This is a genomic window from Flavobacterium sp. WC2409 (assembly GCF_041200085.1).
Taxonomy (GTDB): Bacteria; Bacteroidota; Bacteroidia; order Flavobacteriales; family Flavobacteriaceae; genus Flavobacterium.
Genome location: NZ_CP165625.1, coordinates 2,736,075 through 2,754,301, shown reverse-complemented (window position 1 = coordinate 2,754,301; position 18,227 = coordinate 2,736,075). Strand labels below are relative to the sequence as shown.

Annotated in this window: 15 protein-coding genes and 2 tRNA genes; 8 read left to right on the top strand and 9 right to left on the bottom strand. The window is 33.9% G+C overall.

The window, feature by feature from the left end:
- Positions 1 to 22 precede the first annotated feature (22 nt).
- Positions 23 to 1,159: a 2-amino-4-hydroxy-6-hydroxymethyldihydropteridine diphosphokinase gene (folK, locus tag AB3G34_RS11885; RefSeq protein ID WP_369752556.1), complete on the top strand. Its 1,137-nt coding sequence runs from the start codon at positions 23 to 25 to the stop codon at positions 1,157 to 1,159.
- A gap of 1 nt (position 1,160) precedes the next feature.
- Here the strand turns inward: folK and AB3G34_RS11880 are convergent, their stop codons facing one another.
- The 5 genes from AB3G34_RS11880 to AB3G34_RS11860 all read right to left on the bottom strand — a co-directional run bounded on the left by AB3G34_RS11880 (position 1,161) and on the right by AB3G34_RS11860 (position 7,523).
- Positions 1,161 to 2,984, bottom strand: coding sequence for a T9SS type B sorting domain-containing protein (locus AB3G34_RS11880; protein WP_369752555.1), 1,824 nt, complete (start codon positions 2,982 to 2,984; stop codon positions 1,161 to 1,163).
- Positions 2,985 to 3,274: 290 nt separating this feature from the next.
- Positions 3,275 to 3,460, bottom strand: a complete 186-nt coding sequence (locus AB3G34_RS11875) for a hypothetical protein (protein WP_369752554.1) — start codon at positions 3,458 to 3,460, stop codon at positions 3,275 to 3,277.
- 82 nt (positions 3,461 to 3,542) lie between these two features.
- On the bottom strand, positions 3,543 to 6,404 hold the full coding sequence (locus AB3G34_RS11870) for a T9SS type B sorting domain-containing protein (RefSeq protein WP_367772044.1): 2,862 nt from the start codon (positions 6,402 to 6,404) through the stop codon (positions 3,543 to 3,545).
- 65 nt (positions 6,405 to 6,469) lie between these two features.
- Positions 6,470 to 7,009 carry an RNA methyltransferase gene (locus AB3G34_RS11865; protein WP_367772042.1) on the bottom strand — a complete coding sequence of 180 codons (540 nt, stop codon included), beginning with the start codon at positions 7,007 to 7,009 and terminating at the stop codon, positions 6,470 to 6,472.
- A gap of 70 nt (positions 7,010 to 7,079) precedes the next feature.
- A complete protein-coding gene (locus AB3G34_RS11860) occupies positions 7,080 to 7,523 on the bottom strand; it encodes a DUF1573 domain-containing protein (RefSeq protein WP_369752553.1) in 444 nt (147 codons plus the stop codon).
- A gap of 161 nt (positions 7,524 to 7,684) precedes the next feature.
- Between AB3G34_RS11860 and mutS the strand changes: the two genes are divergently transcribed.
- From mutS to AB3G34_RS11840, 4 genes are all read left to right on the top strand, one after another.
- Positions 7,685 to 10,291, top strand: coding sequence for a DNA mismatch repair protein MutS (gene mutS, locus AB3G34_RS11855; protein ID WP_367772038.1), 2,607 nt, complete (start codon positions 7,685 to 7,687; stop codon positions 10,289 to 10,291).
- A 152-nt stretch (positions 10,292 to 10,443) separates the two neighbouring features.
- Positions 10,444 to 10,516, top strand: a tRNA-Gly gene (locus AB3G34_RS11850).
- A 14-nt stretch (positions 10,517 to 10,530) separates the two neighbouring features.
- Positions 10,531 to 10,616: transfer RNA gene (locus AB3G34_RS11845), tRNA-Leu, on the top strand.
- A 76-nt stretch (positions 10,617 to 10,692) separates the two neighbouring features.
- Positions 10,693 to 11,040 carry a DUF1508 domain-containing protein gene (locus AB3G34_RS11840; protein WP_367772036.1) on the top strand — a complete coding sequence of 116 codons (348 nt, stop codon included), beginning with the start codon at positions 10,693 to 10,695 and terminating at the stop codon, positions 11,038 to 11,040.
- Positions 11,041 to 11,181: 141 nt separating this feature from the next.
- Here the strand turns inward: AB3G34_RS11840 and AB3G34_RS11835 are convergent, their stop codons facing one another.
- Positions 11,182 to 11,406, bottom strand: a complete 225-nt coding sequence (locus tag AB3G34_RS11835) for a hypothetical protein (RefSeq protein WP_367755193.1) — start codon at positions 11,404 to 11,406, stop codon at positions 11,182 to 11,184.
- A gap of 435 nt (positions 11,407 to 11,841) precedes the next feature.
- Positions 11,842 to 13,071, bottom strand: a complete 1,230-nt coding sequence (locus AB3G34_RS11830; RefSeq protein ID WP_367772034.1) for a 3-deoxy-D-manno-octulosonic acid transferase — start codon at positions 13,069 to 13,071, stop codon at positions 11,842 to 11,844.
- A 214-nt stretch (positions 13,072 to 13,285) separates the two neighbouring features.
- Between AB3G34_RS11830 and AB3G34_RS11825 the strand changes: the two genes are divergently transcribed.
- From AB3G34_RS11825 to AB3G34_RS11815, 3 genes are all read left to right on the top strand, one after another.
- Positions 13,286 to 14,416 (top strand): DegT/DnrJ/EryC1/StrS family aminotransferase, encoded by a 1,131-nt coding sequence (locus AB3G34_RS11825; protein WP_369752552.1) that lies wholly within the window; start codon positions 13,286 to 13,288, stop codon positions 14,414 to 14,416.
- Between the two features lie 76 nt (positions 14,417 to 14,492).
- A complete protein-coding gene (galE, locus tag AB3G34_RS11820; RefSeq protein ID WP_369752551.1) occupies positions 14,493 to 15,506 on the top strand; it encodes a UDP-glucose 4-epimerase GalE in 1,014 nt (337 codons plus the stop codon).
- An 82-nt stretch (positions 15,507 to 15,588) separates the two neighbouring features.
- A complete protein-coding gene (locus AB3G34_RS11815; RefSeq protein ID WP_369752550.1) occupies positions 15,589 to 16,713 on the top strand; it encodes a glycerophosphodiester phosphodiesterase in 1,125 nt (374 codons plus the stop codon).
- A 54-nt stretch (positions 16,714 to 16,767) separates the two neighbouring features.
- Here AB3G34_RS11815 and AB3G34_RS11810 read toward each other — a convergent pair whose 3' ends face one another.
- The gene (locus AB3G34_RS11810) at positions 16,768 to 17,019 is read right to left on the bottom strand and encodes a hypothetical protein (RefSeq protein WP_367755183.1); all 252 of its coding nucleotides are present in this window, start codon (positions 17,017 to 17,019) and stop codon (positions 16,768 to 16,770) included.
- Positions 17,020 to 17,191: 172 nt separating this feature from the next.
- Complete coding sequence (gene fabD, locus AB3G34_RS11805; RefSeq protein ID WP_367755181.1) at positions 17,192 to 18,067, bottom strand: ACP S-malonyltransferase; 876 nt, start codon at positions 18,065 to 18,067, stop codon at positions 17,192 to 17,194.
- Positions 18,068 to 18,227: the final 160 nt, after the last annotated feature.

The window sequence follows — 18,227 nt, the reverse complement described above, 5'->3', positions numbered from 1 at the left end:
TTTTAGTTAATTTGTGCTTAATATGAAATCACAACATCAGGTCGTTTTATCTCTAGGTAGTAATCAAGGCAATCGCCATGAAAACATTAAACAGTGTCTGGAATTAATTCACCAAGAAATAGGTACCATTATTAAAGTTTCCAAAGTATATGAAACACCATCATGGGGTTTTGAAAGTGATGCTTTTTATAATTGTGCATTGGTATTACATACTTTTAATTCGGCCAATAAAGTGCTTAATCAAGCATTAAAAATTGAGAAAAAGTTAGGTCGGATTCGTACAGATGAAAAAGGATATCAATCTCGAATTATTGATGTTGATTTGATAGCTTTTGATGATATTATTATTGATTCTGAAAAGCTTCAAATTCCGCATCCTTTAATGCAAAATAGAAAATTTGTATTGTTGCCCATTCAGGATTTAGATTTGAATTGGGAACATCCTATTTTGAAAAAATCGATTTCAGTATTATTACAAGATTGTCCGGATGACAGTAATTGCGTTGTGGTTCATAATTTAGAAAGTCCATTGCAAAATATTTCTTTCGAACAATTTAATTATGTAGCTTTCGAAGGTAATATTGGAGCGGGTAAAACGACTTTGGCAACAAAAATAGCCGAAGATTTTAATGCCAAAACTGTTCTAGAACGTTTTGCTGATAATCCATTTTTACCCAAATTTTATAAAGACCAAAACAGATATGCCTTTCCTCTCGAAATGTCATTTCTTGCGGATAGATACCAGCAATTATCTGATGATTTAGCGCAGTTTGATCTTTTTAAAGACTTTCTGGTGGCTGATTATCATATTTTTAAATCTTTAATTTTTGCGAAAATTACCCTTGCGGAAGATGAGTATCGCTTGTATCGAAATTTGTTTGATATTATTTATAGAGAAATGCCCAAGCCTGACCTTTATATTTATTTGTATCAAAATTCAGAACGTCTTTTGCAAAACATAAAGAAAAGAGGAAGAAGTTACGAGCAGAAAATCCCCGCTGATTATTTGGACAAAATTAATAGCGGTTATCTGGATTACATTAAATCACAAACGGATTTGAATGTTTTGATTATTGATGTTTCGGACAAGGATTTTGTAAAAAATCAAGAAGATTACCTTTATATTTTAGACGAAATTAGAAAGAAAATTGCTTCGTAATTTATCTTTTTAACGAAAAATGACCTCTGATTTCGGGGCTTTCAGAATCTAGTTTTAATACATACCAATAATCGGATGCAGGCAAATCAGCTCCATTAAAAGTGCCGTCCCATGTTGTGTTTGACGGATTTAAAATGGTAATTAGTTTTCCGTAGCGATCAAATAAGGTTACGGTGGCTTCGGGGTAATTTTCTAAACCTTTAACTTCCCAAAAATCATTAAAAGTGTCATTATTAGGTGTGAAAAATTTAGGCATAATAATAGTAATGAATGTTTGACTATCAATACTGCAATTTTTTGTATCTCTAACTGTTGCTGTTTGCAATCCGCTAGTGTATTTAGGAAAAACATTGGATCTCTGAAAATTAATTCCGTCAATCGAAAATTCAAAATAGTCAGCAGGAGTTTCAAGTTGAATCGAAATAGTGTTTTCCTCAATAAGCACCTCTTTTATTTTTGGTGCAGGATGTTCTATAACGGTAATTGTTTCGGTCAGAATACAGCTTTCTGGTGCTGGTCTTGTAACAGCTACAGTATAAGTGCCAGGTGTATTTATCTCAATAGTAGGTGTAGTTTCATTTGTCGACCATAAATATTTAACTCCGTATAGAGAGCCAGCAATTGTTATTTTTTCATCTTTGCATTTTACTATGTTTTGATCTTGAAATTTTGGCAAGTCATAAACAACTACTTCTACTGGCAGCCTTGCTCCAGTGGTACAGTTTTTATTTACGGCTTCAATATAAAATGTGGTATTTGTACTTAAAAACCGAGTCAAACTATTTCCAATCCCAATCAACGAACTTCCTGTTGGTTCACTGTACCAATAAATAGTACCTTCACTTACTGATGCAGTGAGGGTGATGTCACCTTCACCACATAAAGAGAATTTGGAATTCGGAGTAGTTATAACTGGAATGTTTAATATAGTAGCGATAATAGGGGTTCTAGTTGCTGATTTTGTACATAAGGGATATTTTGTTTCCACATAATAGGTTGTGGTTTTTGTAATTTCGGGTGTGGTGAAACTAGTTCCTGTAGCAATTGCTGTTCCGCCATTTTCGGTTTCATACCAATTAATAGTCCCTAAATTGGAGGTTGCCCCCAATGTTAACGTACCAGTGCCACATCTTGAATCAGTTGAGGTTTCAGTGATTTGGGGTATAATAAGAGAAGTACTTGTAGCGATGTAAATCTCTGGGTCACCTGGCATCCCTCCGTATTCAACAATATATCCATTGGCTTGTTGGGATCCTTTGTATGATTCTCCATAGTAATTTATATCATTCCATGATCCCTTGGTGCCAAGACCATCATTTTCAACAATAATTGCATAATCTTCGTCTTCGTTATCGATATTGTATAGATTGTCTGGTTCGTAATAAGGAATCCCAGCATACCAATTGCGACTACTTCTATTCCAATTCACATAATTGAGTGTTGATCCGATGCCGCGAGGGTTTGATCTGTAAACTCCAGGTGTCATTGTGCTTTCAAGATTGTAAAAAAATTGTATGCCTTTTTCGGGACCACTCATCCATCTCCAAATGCCTTCTTCAACTATGTCAGACCCTCCTATCCATCCTGTTCCTGATTGTTGTGTTGCTGCTAATTGATTTTCTTCGGCAGATAAAATAGTTACTAAATAGCCTTGTAATCCATAGTATTTTTTGGCATTTGCTAAGTCATTTGCAACTCCCCAATCCAATCCAAATTTAGGTGCAGGACCAGAACCTGAAACAAATTCATAAAAATGGTTGTTTGAGGGTAAAAAACTAACTTTATCGACACTTATCGAAAAGGATCGGTTTCCAGTTGGCTTCAAGGAGGAATTTGTATATACAACATCTTTTACCGCATTAATGAATTCAGTATAGGAGACAAGTGAACCTGGATTTGAACTTGTAAGGGTAAGTCTTCCAGTATTTATATCCCAGTTTGCTATAATAGAAGGATGTGATCCCGTAAGTGATAATAAATCTTGTGTATCGTTGTAGCCAATTGAAATTTGGATATAAATAGCTTCTGTGCTTGTCTTTTCGGAATCATTTATAGTAAAGTCCGTTACAATATTTAAGCTGGTCTGCGGACAGTATATTTGATTTCCAGTTGCTTTTAAAATGGGTAATCCACATTTATAATTTGAGGTAATTTTTTTTTTGAAATGGTATAATTTAATTTTCCTTCTTTAGATGAAAGTGTGTCTTTTTTTAAATCATAAAATGCATGATTAGCATACGTCATTTTTGAAGTCAAAAACAACAATAGAATACTACACTTAAAAAAAAGACTGCTTTTCATTTTATAAAAGTATTCTATTTTTTTGTAAAAGTAAATGAGTAGCTCTATTGTGTTTGTTTAAAGGTGTTTAAAAAATAATAATTTATCTTTTTAACGAAAAATGACCTCTAATTTCGGGTTGTGTGTCGTCTAGTTTTAATACATACCAATAGTCATCTGCAGGTAAAAGATTGGTGTTGTAACTGCCATCCCAGCTATATTTAACTGAGGTTAAATCTATTATTAATTTTCCATATCGATCAAAAATCTGAGCACTTGAATTGGGATAATCGCTCATTTCTTTTATTTTCCATACATCATTAAAACCGTCATTATTTGGTGTGAAATATTTTTGAATTGTAAAAATGGTAAAATCTTGTGCCACTAAGTTGCAATCATTGTTTTCTCTAACAAAAGCGGTATGTTGACCACTGGAAATAAAATAAAATTGATTTGAAACTTGAAAATCTAAGCCATTAATTGAATATTCGAAATAGCTTTCTGGATTTGCAAGCTCTATGGTAACTGAATTTTCATTAACCTCAATCGAACTAATAATAGGTTCTGGATGCTCTATTACGCTAATGTTCTTTTTCGATTCACAAGAAATAACAGTTGGGGAACTTATGGATACGCTGTAGTCACCAATAGTTGAAATTTCAATTGTCTGTGTGGTTTCTCCTCCTGGCGACCATAAATAAGTCATATTTGGAATGGATGCGTCTAGTATTTTCGTTTCACCTCGACACAAGACAACATCTTGGTTCATAGTAGAAATAGGATATACAATTGCTGTAACTGGGATTCGGGAGCTTGGACATCCATCAGAAAACGCTTCAGCGTAATAGGTAGTTGTAGTATCTATATTAGGAGTCAAAAATGAATTTCCTGTAAATAATATAGAACCACCAATCGACTCTTTGTACCAATTAATATTGCCTACCGATGCAAATGCTTCTAGTATTACAGTTCCGGAGTCACATCGTGATGCTGCGGTTGTAACAATTACTGTAGGAGCAGCGTTGACTGTTGCAGTAACAGCAGTTCTTGTAGGACTTATGCATCCGTCTGAAATCGCATCGACATAATAAGTTGTTGTTGCGTTAATATTTGGAGTTGTAAATGAGCTCCCAGTGCGCAAGGAAGTTCCGCCAGTGGATGTGGCATACCAATTGATTGTTCCTGCCGAAGCTACTGCTCCTAAAGTTGCAGGTCCAGATTCACAAACTATTGATGGAGTCGTTGATGTAATTGTTGGTATTGTTTTGATAGTTGCAATAACAGGAGTTCTAGTTGAAATGCATCCTGCATCCACATAATAGGTGGTAGTTGCATTTAATAAAGGGGTGTCAAAATTATTACCTGTTTGTAATGTAGTGGTTGAAGTTGGAGAATCGTACCAATCGATAGTTCCAACTGAAGCTGTTGCATGAAGCGTCAAAGTACCAGGGCCACAATTCGTTGCAGGGATTGTTCCTGTTATTTTAGAAATTGTTATACTAGCACTTGCAGAAATTTGAAGAATTGGGTCTCCTGGCATGCCTCCATATTCCACAATATAGCCCTTAGGTTGGTAGTTCCCACTTGGGTCTCCGGATTCTCTTAGGTCATTCCAGGAGCCTTTAATTCCTACTCCGGGAGCTGTAATGTGTGCGTAATGTTCATTGTTGTTGGTGTTATTGGGTTCGTTTGTGTTCCAAAATGCAAAGTTAGGAGTGGAGCCGTTAGATGCGCCATTCCAAAATACAACACGATCTACGGCAGGGCCTGTTACCCATTTCCAAACACCTTCTGTTTCTGCATCGCTTCCACCAATCCAACCAGCACCTGCTGCTTGTTCTCCAGATATTTTTGCTTCATCTGCTGACGTGATAGTTGCTAGATAGCCTTGTAAACCATAGTAATTACTTCCTTCAGCAGCTAGTTTTGCATTAGTCCAACTTATTCCTAAAAAAGGAACAAATTCGTAATAATGACCATTTCTAGGGAGATAATTGGCTTGACCAATACTAATTGAGAAATCTCTAGTTCCAGAAGGGGAGGTTGTGGAATTTGAGAATTCAACATCTTTAATGGCTGCAATAAAATCTGCATATGTTACGGGTGTTCCGCTAATAGGGCTTGATAATTTTAGTTTGCCTTCATTTAAATTCCAAATGGCACTAATTGTTGGATGTGACAAAGGATTTGCTAATGACAATTGGTCTTGTCCGTTGACATATCCAGATGATATTTGGATATAAATAGCATCTGTGCTGAAATCGTCAGGATCTGTGATTGTAACATCGGTGACAATTTTTAATGAGGTTTGCGGGCAATAAATTTGATTTCCGCTCGCTGTAATTATAGGAGCAATATTTGTTTGACAAGTTGCTGAAAAACGAGAAGTTAAATCTTTAAAAACAGTGTAACTGGCATTGTAATATGCTACATTATCAACTAAGATACAAGATAAATCGGGGTTTAGAGTTGAGTCTAGGGCTAAATCATTTCCATTCTTTAAGTTCAGTGTAATGAGTTTGTTGTTCTTGCAATATAACCGCGCAAGTTTTGTATTTTTAGAAACGTCCAAATTTGTTAATTGATTCTGTTCGCAACTTAAAAATGTTAAATTAATATTCTTTGAAACATCAAGAGTTTTTAAATTGTTTTGATCGCAAATCAAAACTTGTAAATTAATATTTTTTGAAATATCTAAATTGTTAAATTGATTTCCTATACTGGTTGCTAAATATGTCAAACTAGTAAAATCCTCTATTCCAGTCAGATCAAATATGTTTGCAAATTGAAGATTTATGCTAGTAACTCCACTAATATTTGTTGTAAGAACTCTTCCGTCAATTGTTCCATTATCAATGCCTAAATTTATTAAAGCTTGCTCAAAATTCGCATCAGGAATTGATGTGTATTGGGCTTGTGCAGTAATATTTGCAAGCAAAACAAGAAGGAAGAATAGTTTTTTCATAAATAAGTGACAAAATAATAATAAATCAATTAAACTATAGGATAATGCACCAATTATTTATTTTCTTAATTAGCAGGCCAATTCATTTTTTGAAATAAATCCCAAACAACAATTCCAGCACTAACAGAAATATTTAAGGAATGCTTTGTTCCTAATTGAGGAATTTCAATGCAACCATCACAAATTGCAACAGCTTCTTGTGAGACACCATGTACCTCGTTCCCGAAAACTAAAGCATATTTTTCGCCTTTTTCCACTTTGAAATCTTGAAGAAAAATGGCGCTTTCTACTTGCTCAATGGCAAGAGTTGTCACTTTTTGATTCTTTAAATTTTGAATTACATCTAATACATTATCATTATGTTCCCAAGTCACTGTATCAGTTGCGCCTAACGCTGTTTTGTGGATTTCTTTATTTGGAGGTGTAGCAGTTATGCCACACAAATATATTTTTTCTATTAAAAAAGCGTCAGCTGTTCTAAATACAGAACCTATATTGTGTAAACTGCGAACGTCATCCAAAACTAAAATCAATGGAGTTTTGTCGGATTTTTTAAAAGCTTCAATTGATTTTCGTTCCAACTCACTATTTTCTAGCTTTCTCATTTTTTAAGATTTGATCTAATAAAAAAAGCTTCCACTGTTAAGGGAAGCTTTTTTTTAATGTTTTTAAAATTTAGCTTTTTGAAGCATCATCTGCTAATACTACACCTTTTATAGTAAGGATTTTTGTAGCTTGTCCTGCAGCATTTGAAGTTACTGTTACCGTTTTTGTAAAAGCACCAACTCTGTCTGTAGCATATTTTACACCAATAACCCCTTTTGCTCCTGGAGCAATTGGTTCTTTTGGAGTAGAAGGTACTGTACATCCACATGAACCTTGAGTATTTGTAATAATTAATGGTTTGTTACCATTATTAGTAAATACAAACTCACGTTTTCCATCTGCATTATGAGCAATTGTTCCGTAATCAATAGTTTCAGAAACAAACACCATTCCTGCGCCATCTACCTTTGCAACTTTAGCTGCAGTAGCTTTTATTTTTTTTGTAGTTTCTTGTGCTTGAGAAGAAGTTACTCCTAAAACAGTCAGCATAGCTAGTAAAATTATTTTTTTCATTTTTTTAAGTTTAAAATTGATTTAACAAATCTAAAGAAAAAATCATGCCAATGACTTAAAATTTCCTTAAAAGTATTTAATTTTTTTTCAAGTGTTTAGTTATTCGTATTTAAATATTTAAATTCGCTGATATTTTTCTCATATATCAAAACACATATAATTTGGCAGCTAAAGATAAAGTAGTTAAGGAAACGCCCTTAATGAAACAATATAACGACATAAAAAGGAAATATCCAGATGCTTGTTTGTTGTTTCGTGTAGGTGATTTTTATGAAACATTTGGAGATGATGCTGTTAGAGCTTCAAAAATCCTTGGTATTACATTAACGAAACGTGGTGCAGGATCGGCAACTGAAACAGCACTAGCTGGTTTTCCACATCATTCTATTAACACCTATTTGCCAAAATTAGTTAAGGCTGGTCTTCGTGTAGCAATTTGTGATCAATTAGAAGATCCTAAAATGACTAAGTCTATTGTGAAACGTGGGGTGACAGAATTAGTTACGCCAGGAGTTTCCATGAATGATGAAGTATTACATTCTAAAACGAATAATTTTTTAGCGTCAATTTATTTTGCAAATAAATCGATTGGTATTTCTTTTTTGGATGTTTCTACAGGTGAATTCTTAACTGCACAAGGAAATGCGGAGTATATTGATAAGTTATTACAAAATTTCAATCCTTCGGAGGTTTTAATTCCCAAAAATTATAAGAATGAATTTCGAGATACTTTTGGGGAAGATTTTCATAATTTTTATCTGGAAGATTGGATTTATAAAGAAGATTATGCTTTAGAAACTTTAACGAAACATTTTCAAACTATTTCCCTTAAAGGATTTGGAATTGAAGATTTAAAAGAAGGGATTATAGCTTCAGGTGCTATTTTATATTATTTATCTGAAACACAACACAATAGAGTGCAGCATATTACTTCGATTCAACGAATAGCGGAAGATGCTTATGTTTGGATGGATCGTTTTACCATTCGTAACTTAGAATTATATCATAGTTATAACCCCAATGCGGTTACGCTTTTGGATGTTATAGATAAGACGCTTTCGCCAATGGGCGGTCGTTTGTTAAAAAGATGGTTGGCATTGCCATTAAAAGATGGAAATAAAATAAAAAACCGACATCAAGTAGTTTCTTATTTGAAAGAGAATCAAGAGGTTTTGCAGAAAATGCAATATCAAATTAAGCAAATTTCCGATTTGGAGCGTTTAATTTCCAAAATTGCAGCAGGAAAAGTATCGCCTCGGGAAGTAGTATACCTTAAAGAGTCGCTGGATGCCATTATTCCAATAAAAAAATTGGCTTTAGAAAGCCCGCAGGAAGCAGTTAAGATTATTGGTGACAGTTTGCATAGTTGCGAATTGTTACGTGAAAAAATCAAAACTACTTTAAATCAGGATGCGCCAGTGGCTATAGCCAAAGGAAATGCTATTGCTAAAGGTGTTAATGAAGAATTAGATGATTTACGTGCGATATCCATTTCGGGTAAAGAATTTCTAGAAGGAATTGAAGCTAGAGAGTCAGAACGAACAGGGATTTCGTCTTTAAAAATTTCATTTAATAATGTTTTTGGGTATTATATCGAAGTTAGAAATACCCATAAAGATAAAGTCCCGCCGGAATGGATTCGGAAACAAACCTTAGTTAATGCGGAACGTTATATTACGGAGGAGTTAAAAATATACGAAACTAAAATACTTGGAGCCGAAGAAAAGATTCATAAAATAGAATCGGAATTATTCGAGCAACTGGTAGCTTGGATTACCACTTATATCAAGCCTGTTCAGTTGAATGCTAATTTAGTAGCTCAGTTGGATTGTTTGTGTTCTTTTACGCAATTAGCAATTGAAAACAAGTATGTTTGTCCAATTCTTGATGAAACTTTTGAATTAGAGATTAAAAACGGAAGGCATCCTGTTATTGAGAAGCAATTGCCAGTAGGGACACCTTATATTGCTAATGATGTTTATCTAGATAGAGAAACACAACAATTGATAATGATTACTGGACCTAATATGTCTGGTAAATCGGCTATTTTACGTCAAACTGCTTTGATTGTATTGTTAGGGCAAATGGGAAGTTTTGTTCCAGCTGATAGTGTTAGGATGGGAATAGTTGATAAGATATTTACAAGAGTAGGGGCTTCGGATAATATTTCGATGGGGGAATCTACTTTTATGGTGGAGATGAATGAAACGGCATCCATCTTGAATAATATTTCGGATCGAAGTTTGGTGCTCTTGGATGAAATTGGTAGAGGAACGAGTACTTATGACGGGATTTCAATTGCTTGGGCCATCGCAGAATATTTACATGAACATCCGTCTAAACCCAAGACTTTATTTGCGACACATTATCATGAGCTGAATGAAATGAGTGAATCATTGCCTAGGATTCAGAATTATAATGTTTCAGTTAAGGAATTAAAAGACACTGTTCTTTTTATTAGAAAATTAGTCAAAGGAGGAAGTGCTCATAGTTTTGGAATTCATGTAGCAAAAATGGCAGGGATGCCTCAGATTGTAATTTTGAAAGCACAAAAACTCTTGAAGAAATTAGAAAGGAATCATTCCAGTGAAGCATTAAATGGAATTAAGTCAGACAAGGATGAAATGCAAATGAGTTTCTTTAATTTAGATGATCCGTTGTTAGAAGAAATTAAGGAAGAGATATTAAATTTAGATATAAATACAGTAACGCCGGTGGAGGCTTTAATGAAATTAAACGAAATAAAAAGAATGCTGACAAGAAAGTAATTTTTTTTTTTATTTTTAAAGTTTAGGTTATCAGAAGTTTAACTTTTATCTTGATTTTTTTTGTGAAAAAGGCTTGCGTAATTCAATAAATGTCTTAAATTTGCATCCGCAATACAGAACAAGTATCGCGGTTCTTTTTAACGATTGAAAATGCGAAAATAGCTCAGTTGGTAGAGCGCGACCTTGCCAAGGTCGAGGTCGCGGGTTCGAGCCCCGTTTTTCGCTCGACACCACATAATGCTCGGATGGTGAAATTGGTAGACACGCTGGACTTAAAATCCAGTGAACAGCAATGTTCGTGCGGGTTCAAGTCCCGCTCTGAGTACTAAAGCCTCTTCTTTTGAAGAGGCTTTTTTTTTTTTGTCTATATGGAAAATTCATAAATATCACTTAAATAAAATATGGGTTCTTTTGTTATTAGTAAAAGGTTTAGCGGAGATTATAAATTTGAGTTTACTTCTAGAAAAGGAAAAACAATTTTCACTAGCAATGCATATGAATTAAGAATGGATTGTGAGGCTGATGCGGAGCATATCCGGTCGGTTTTTGAAACTTGTTCTTACGTGAAGTTTAAAACTACTAAAGGGAAGTTCTTTTTCAGGGTTGTAGTTGATGGTGTTGTCAAGGCAACTAGCAGAAAATATACCACAGAGTTGATGGTTCAAAAAGGAATTGATGAAATAGTCAAATATGGTTCAAAAGCAGAAATATTAGATTTCTCCAATAATGATTTTATATTTGAAGATTAGGGAAATTTTATGGTAAAGTAAAAAGGAGCTCTTGATTAATTAATCAAGAGCTCCTTTTTTATGACTGTAAATAAGTGATATAAAATAAAAAAGCCATCTCGCTAAGCGGATGGCTTTAAAATTTTTAGAATTAAATTCTAATTATTTTTTTGCAGCTTCAGTAGCAGTAGCAGCAGCTTCAGTAGCAACAGCAGCAGCAGAATCAACAACAACAGCAGCAGAATCAACTACAGCAGCAGCAGAATCAACAACAACAGCAGCAGAATCAACTACAGCAGAAGCGTCTTCAGCAGAAGCGTCAGCTTTTTTACATGATACAACAGTCAAAACAGCAACAGCAGCTAAACTTAAAAATACTTTTTTCATCTTAATTTAATATAAAGGTTAATTATTAATTCGACGCAAAGATATAAAATTTTTGATATGTAAATTATTTTTTCAATTTTTTTTTAAAATAATATGCAATTTAATTTTTTACTAAATATTGTAAAATTAGAAGTAGCAAAAAATGGAGTTGTTTCGGACTGGATTTAAACGATTTTATTGTATCTTGTAAATAGAAATTAAGTCATAGTATTCTATATATGAGGTGTTTATGATTTTGTAGATCAACTTGATTAAGACCTGTGATTATTTCTTTAGCGGTACTGTTTTAAGATTTACGGATACTGAATTAGAAGTAAATGGCTAAGGCAATTATCTAAAAAATTTAATGGATGTTTATTTTTTGTAAAAATTAAAAAAATAGCCTTATTTATTGCGATATAATCAAAGCGTTTTTTATCACTTTTACATGCTTTTTTAGGAGATGTTATTCATGATGCTATTTGTTGCTCCTTTATTCATTAATACAAAAGTGCTACAAATATGTCCTTGTTCGCTTCTGAAAGCTTCATCAAGAACAAGGTTTTTGAAGATACTATTAAGTTCACTTGTTTTAGAAACAGATACGCAACCACCAATGTTTACTAAAGCAATTGCTTCAGCAAAACGGGAGTAATTAGGGCCAATCACTATTGGAACTCCAAAAGTGGCTGGTTCTAATAGATTGTGAACTCCAGATTTTCCAAATCCTCCACCTACATAAGCGATGTCAGCATAGCTATAGATTTTTGTTAGAATGCCGATTGTGTCTATTATAAAGACATCATAATCTGAAAGATTTTTGCCTTCCATTTCAGTGAATAGAACCACTTTTTTTGAAATCTTATTTTTTAATTCTTCTATTTGTTCTTTTTTGATGTTATGAGGTGCAATAATGAACTTTACATTTAAGGTGTTGTTATTTATAAAGTCAAGTAAAAGAGTTTCGTCTTTTGGCCATGAACTGCCTACAACGATAGTCAAGGTATCGTTTTTAAAATCGGATATAAATTGTAGCGTATTGTCTTTTTCTAGAATAGCAGCCACTCTGTCAAAACGGGTGTCTCCTGAAATAACAACATTAGTTTTTCCTAATTGCTGTAATAATAGTTTGGACTTCTCATTTTGAACAAAAAAATAGGTAAAACTGTCTAACGCTTTTCTGTAAAAACCGCCATACCATTTAAAAAACATTTGGTTTTCTCTGAAAATACCTGAAATTAAATACGTGGGTGTGTTTTGTTTTTTTAATTCACTCAAATAGTTCAGCCAATATTCATATTTAATAAAAAAAGCTTTTTCTGGATTAACAATTTCTAGGAATCTTTTCGCGTTTTTCTTGGTGTCCAAAGGGAGATAGACGGTTACATCGGCAATGGTATTGTTTTTGCGAACTTCGTATCCCGAAGGTGAAAAAAAGGTAACTACAATTTTATGTAAAGGATACTCGTTTTTTATTCTTTCAATTATGGGAATTCCTTGCTCGTATTCTCCTAATGAAGCCGCATGAAACCAAAATGATTTGTCTTGGGGTTTGATTTGTTCTTCTAGAATTTGAAAAACGTTTTCTCGTCCATTGACAAAAAGTTTGATTTTTGGGTTAAAAAGAGAGATAAATTTTAACAGTGGACCCGTAATTTGTATCACGATGTTATAAAGAAAAAGCATACCAGAAATTTTATTTTGCTAAAATACAGTTTCTTTTGTTTATCATTTAAATCTTAGTGCTTAAATTCATATTTTTGCAATTAAGAGTTTTGATAAAGTTCAAATTAATCAGTTTAATTTAATGTTATAAGGCTAAGAATTAACCCCAAAACAGTAATTTTTGTGTTTTGTGCTTTTTTTAATTTTTAGATGAATTGGTTTTAATAAAATATAAATGAAAAAAATTCAAATGGTTGACCTAAAAAGTCAATATGATAAAATTTCGGCTGTTGTAAATGAGTCTATCCAAGAAGTTTTAAACACAAATACCTATATCAACGGTCCTCAAGTGCACCAATTTCAAAAAACATTAGAGGATTATCTAGATGTTAAGCATGTAATTCCATGTGCAAACGGGACGGATGCTTTGCAAATCGCCATGATGGGATTGGGTTTGAAGCCAGGAGATGAAGTTATTACTGCTGATTTTACGTTTGCTGCAACGGTAGAGGTAATTGCTTTGTTGCAATTGACACCAGTTTTAGTAGATGTGGATCTACATAATATGAATATTTCTATTGAAGAAATAAAACGTGCCATTACTCCAAAAACAAAAGCAATTGTACCAGTTCATTTATTTGGACGAGCGGCCAATATGGAAGCGATTATGGCAGTTGCCAAGGAAAATAATTTATATGTTATAGAGGATAATGCACAAGCGATTGGTGCCAACTGTAAATTCTCGGATGGTACTAAAAAGAAAGCAGGTACTATTGGTCATGTTGGAGCTACTTCATTTTTTCCATCTAAAAATTTAGGATGCTATGGTGATGGTGGTGCTATTTTTACTAATGATGATGCTTTAGCACATACATTGCGTGGAATTGTAAATCACGGAATGTACGAGCGCTATCACCATGATGTAGTAGGAGTGAATTCCCGTTTAGATAGTATTCAAGCTGCTGTTTTAAATGCTAAATTACCTTTGTTAGATGAATATAATAAAGCAAGACAAGATGCAGCTAGAAAGTATTCACTAGCATTTGAAGGACATAAAAACATTATTGCGCCAAACATTTGTGATATTTGTGATTGTCATGTTTTTCATCAATATACCTTGCGCATTATAGATGCGGATAGAGATGGATTAATGCAGCATTTATTAGATAAAGGAATTCCTTGTGCTATTTATTATCCAATTCCGTTACACTCTCAAAAAGCGTATATGGATGTTCGTTACAAAGAAGAAGATTTTCCTGTGACAAATCAACTGGTAAAAGAAGTTATTTCGTTACCGATGCATACAGAGCTTGATGATGAACAAATAAAATTCATTACGGACAGTGTTTTAGAGTTTTTAAAATAAGCAAAATGGAGACGCGATTTATCGCGTCTTTTTTATAAAATGAAATGAGAACTCTCATTTTAATTAAAAATAAATTATGAAAATACTTGTAACAGGAGGTTTGGGTTTTATAGGTTCACATACTGTTGTAGAATTACAAAATCAAGGTTTTGATGTACTAATTGTAGATGATTTGTCAAATACATCACTAAGTGTATTGGATGGAATTTCAAATATAACTGGAAAAATCCCAGCATTCGAAAAGTTAGATTTAAGAGATAAAACTAAGGTACAAGCGTTTTTTAATAGACACCACGATATAACAGGAGTAATTCACTTTGCAGCTTCAAAAGCAGTTGGAGAAAGTGTTGGAAATCCATTGTTGTATTATGAAAATAACCTAAGTACGCTAATCTATATTTTGCAGGAATTAGAGAAAAAAGAGGAGGCAAGTTTTATTTTTAGTTCTTCTTGTACTGTTTATGGTCAAGCCGAAAAAATGCCAATTACGGAGGATGCTCCTGTTCAAACAGCAATGTCACCATACGGAAATACTAAGCAAATAGGAGAGGAAATTATTCTTGATACAGCTAAGGTTACTAATATAAATGCTATTTTATTGCGTTATTTTAACCCGATAGGTGCACATCCTTCTGGGGAAATTGGTGAGTTGCCTCTTGGAGTTCCTCAAAATTTGGTCCCTTTTATCACCCAAACAGGAATGGGTATCAGAACTGAATTATCTGTTTTTGGTCATGATTATCCTACTCCTGATGGAACCTGTATTCGCGATTATATACATGTTGTAGATTTGGCGAAAGCCCATGTTATTGCATTACAACGCTTGTTAAATAAAAAGAATTTAGAAAAAGTGGAAGTTTTTAACTTAGGAACAGGTACAGGAAGCTCCGTTCTTGAAGTTATTTATTCATTTGAAAAAGGGAGTGGTAAAAAATTGCCTTATAAACTTGTTCCGCGTCGTGAGGGTGATGTGATCGAAGCATTTGCCAATACGGATAAAGCAAATAATGTATTAGGTTGGAAAGCAGAGTCAACACTTGACGAAGCAATGGCTAGTGCATGGGCTTGGGAACAGAAAGTTAGAAAATAGAAGTATGATAAAGAAAAATATGCTGTTTTTGAGTTTAATTTTTATAGTATCATGTAAAAGTTATGATGTAAAAAAAAATAATATGCCAATTCAAAAACAGTTTACTTTGTCTGGTGAAAAAACAATTGTTATTGGGCACCGTGGCACGCCTGGGTATTTGCCAGAGCATACTATAGAAGGGTATACCAATGCAATAAAAATGGGGGCTGATTTTATTGAACCCGATTTGGTTGTAACCAAAGACGGCTTCCTTGTTGTTCGCCATGAACCCATGTTGTCAGGAACAACAAATGTTTCAGAAATGCCCGAGTTTGCTTCTAAAAAAACAACCAAAAACATTGATGGAAAACAAATAACGGATTGGTTTGTGTCTGACTTTACCTTGGCAGAGATAAAAAAATTGCGTGCGAAACAGGCTTTTGCCGAAAGGCCACAAGAATTCAATAACTTGTATTTAATTCCTACATTTGAAGAAGTTATTGCTTTGGCAAAACAAAAATCAAAAGAGTTAGGAAGGACCATTGGGATTTATCCAGAAACAAAACACCCTTCATTTCATGAAGCGCTAAACTTACCTATTACCGATAAATTATTAACGGCATTAGAAGTAGCTGGCTGGAATAATAGTGAGGCTCCAGTATTTGTTCAATCTTTTGAAGTTTCTAACTTACAATACATTAGATCCAAATCAACTGTAAAAACCATTCAGTTGTTAAGTTGCACAGATGTTGCTTTAAACGGGGACTTAATTTTTTCAGTACCTAAAGGAGAATTGATTTCTGATGGAATGCCTTATGATTGGTATTTAAAAGGGGATACTAGAGATTTTGGATTTTTCATCACGCCCAAAGGATTGGATTTTGTAAAAACCTACGCCACTGGAATTGGTCCTTGGAAACCTTTTATTATTCCTTATACAGCAACTGACGTAAATAAGGATGGTATTGCAGATGATAAAAATGCCGATGGTAAAATTAATGAAGCCGATAAAATGGCATTACCGCCTACAAGCTTAATTAATGAAGCACATAAAAGAGGATTGCAAGTGCATGCCTATACTTTTAGAAATGAAAGCCATCGTTTGTTAAGTGATTACAATAACAACCCCCTTTTAGAATATCAAGCTTTTTATAGGCTAGGTTTGGATGGGGTGTTTTCTGACTTTACAGATACGGCTATTCAAGCGAGGTCATTGGATTTAAAATAGGTTGATACCCATATTAAAATAAAAAAGGCTGTCAATTGACAGCCTTTAATTCCATTATTTTGAAACTGCTTCTTTCATTTTTTCACCAGCTTCATCCATTTTTGCAGCTCCTTTTTCAAGAGTTTCTCCAACTTTTACTTTAGTGGAGTCAACCGCAGCATCAATTTTGACCGCAGCTGTATCCATTGCTTCATCCATTTCGTCGCCAACAGCTTCTGTGGCTTCTCCCATTTTATCTTGTGTTTTTTCTTTACAAGAGGTCATTAATGCCAAGACAAGGGCTAAACTTAAAAGTACTTTTTTCATTTTTTTAATGTTTTGATAATTAATTGTTTTAGAAGAACAAGAGTGTTAAATATACAACTTTTTACTCAAAAAAGTTTTTTTAGAAATTATCACAAAAAAAATCCTCACAAAAATTAATTTATGAGGATGATATTGAAGCCTGTTTTAAATTAAAATAGGAGTTGAATATTAATTAAGCATTTGCTGTAACCGCTTCTTTGTCGATTTTCCCAATCAAACCTGCTAATACTTTTCCGGGACCCACTTCAGTAAATAAAGTAGCCCCATCTTTTATCATTTGTTGTACTGATTGCGTCCATTTCACAGGAGCAGTCAATTGTATGATTAAGTTTTTCTTGATTTCATTGGCGTCAGAAACTGCAGTTGCAGTAACATTTTGATACACTGGACAAATAGGAGTAGAGAACGTAGTTGCTTCAATAGCCGCTGCTAGTTCTTCTCTTGCTGGTTCCATCATTGGGGAGTGAAAAGCACCACCTACAGGTAATAATAATGCGCGTTTTGCACCTGCTGCTTTCATTGCTTCACAAGCTTTTTCAACTGCAGTTGTTTCTCCAGAAATTACTAGTTGTCCAGGGCAGTTGTAGTTTGCAGCCACAACAACTCCGTCAATTGAGGCACAAACTTCTTCAACAATATTGTCTGCAAGTCCTAAAACTGCTGCCATTGTTGAAGGTTTGATTTCGCATGCTTTTTGCATTGCCAAGGCTCTTTGAGAAACTAATTTTAATCCGTCTTCAAATGATAAAGCACCGTTAGCTACTAATGCTGAAAATTCACCTAATGAATGTCCCGCTACCATTTCAGGTTTGAAATCAGCTCCTAATGTTTTAGCTAAAATAACCGAATGCAAGAAAACAGCTGGTTGTGTCACTTTAGTTTCTTTCAATTCTTCAGCAGTTCCTTCAAACATGATGTCTGTAATGCGGAAACCTAAAATTTCATTTGCTTTCTCAAATAATTCTTTGGCTAATGGAGAGTTTTCATATAAGTCTTTTCCCATTCCTGTGAATTGCGCTCCTTGACCTGGAAATACGTATGCTTTCATATTTTTTATTTAAAGTTTAAGGTTTAAGTTCTTTAAATTACAACAACAAAACCGACTGCAAAAATAGTATTTTTTTTAGGAGCACCAACAATAGTTGTTCTTTGGTACACTTCTCCTGCTGTTCGCTACAATCTCTGCGAGGATTTTCGCTGCCATCAGG

Bases quoted from the DNA above. Each gene is read 5' to 3' on its own strand.
- folK (WP_369752556.1), top strand. From the start codon at position 23: ATGAAATCACAACATCAGGTCGTTTTATCTCTAGGTAGTAATCAAGGC.
- AB3G34_RS11875 (WP_369752554.1), bottom strand. From the start codon at position 3,460: ATGAAAAGCAGTCTTTTTTTTAAGTGTAGTATTCTATTGTTGTTTTTG.
- AB3G34_RS11870 (WP_367772044.1), bottom strand. From the start codon at position 6,404: ATGAAAAAACTATTCTTCCTTCTTGTTTTGCTTGCAAATATTACTGCA.
- AB3G34_RS11865 (WP_367772042.1), bottom strand. From the start codon at position 7,009: ATGAGAAAGCTAGAAAATAGTGAGTTGGAACGAAAATCAATTGAAGCT.
- AB3G34_RS11860 (WP_369752553.1), bottom strand. From the start codon at position 7,523: ATGAAAAAAATAATTTTACTAGCTATGCTGACTGTTTTAGGAGTAACT.
- AB3G34_RS11840 (WP_367772036.1), top strand. From the start codon at position 10,693: ATGGGTTCTTTTGTTATTAGTAAAAGGTTTAGCGGAGATTATAAATTT.
- AB3G34_RS11835 (WP_367755193.1), bottom strand. From the start codon at position 11,406: ATGAAAAAAGTATTTTTAAGTTTAGCTGCTGTTGCTGTTTTGACTGTT.
- AB3G34_RS11830 (WP_367772034.1), bottom strand. From the start codon at position 13,071: ATGCTTTTTCTTTATAACATCGTGATACAAATTACGGGTCCACTGTTA.
- AB3G34_RS11825 (WP_369752552.1), top strand. From the start codon at position 13,286: ATGAAAAAAATTCAAATGGTTGACCTAAAAAGTCAATATGATAAAATT.
- galE (WP_369752551.1), top strand. From the start codon at position 14,493: ATGAAAATACTTGTAACAGGAGGTTTGGGTTTTATAGGTTCACATACT.
- AB3G34_RS11815 (WP_369752550.1), top strand. From the start codon at position 15,589: ATGCCAATTCAAAAACAGTTTACTTTGTCTGGTGAAAAAACAATTGTT.
- AB3G34_RS11810 (WP_367755183.1), bottom strand. From the start codon at position 17,019: ATGAAAAAAGTACTTTTAAGTTTAGCCCTTGTCTTGGCATTAATGACC.
- fabD (WP_367755181.1), bottom strand. From the start codon at position 18,067: ATGAAAGCATACGTATTTCCAGGTCAAGGAGCGCAATTCACAGGAATG.